This window comes from Synechococcus sp. CCY 9618 (assembly GCF_019038415.1).
In the GTDB taxonomy this organism is placed as follows: domain Bacteria; phylum Cyanobacteriota; class Cyanobacteriia; order PCC-6307; family Cyanobiaceae; genus Cyanobium.
In genome coordinates this window covers 1-284 of sequence record NZ_JAFKRG010000071.1, presented here as the reverse complement: position 1 = coordinate 284, position 284 = coordinate 1, and the positions used below count along the sequence as shown (strand labels likewise).

Annotated in this window: 1 protein-coding gene; it reads left to right on the top strand. The window is 64.1% G+C overall.

Annotation, left to right across the window (positions count from 1 at the left end; translation table 11 throughout):
- On the top strand, positions 1-284 hold a 284-nt coding region (locus KUG41_RS15190), incomplete at both ends, for a DDE-type integrase/transposase/recombinase (protein WP_216905047.1).

The window sequence follows — 284 nt, the reverse complement described above, 5'->3', positions numbered from 1 at the left end:
CACCTATCTGCCCACCAGCGTGCGTGGCGTATGGCTCTACCTCTATCTGGTGATCGACGTCTGGAGCCGAAAGGTGGTGGCCTGGGATGTGGCTGAGCGAGAAGACTCCCAGATCGCCGCTGACCTTGTCAGCCGGGCCTGTCTGCGGGAGCGGATCAGCAAGTGCCGCCGCCAGCCGCTGATCCTGCACGCCGACAATGGCAATGCCATGAGGGCTGCCACCCTCGAAGCCCGACTGGAGGAGCTGGGTGTACTGCGGTCATTCTCACGGCCTCGGGTCAGCA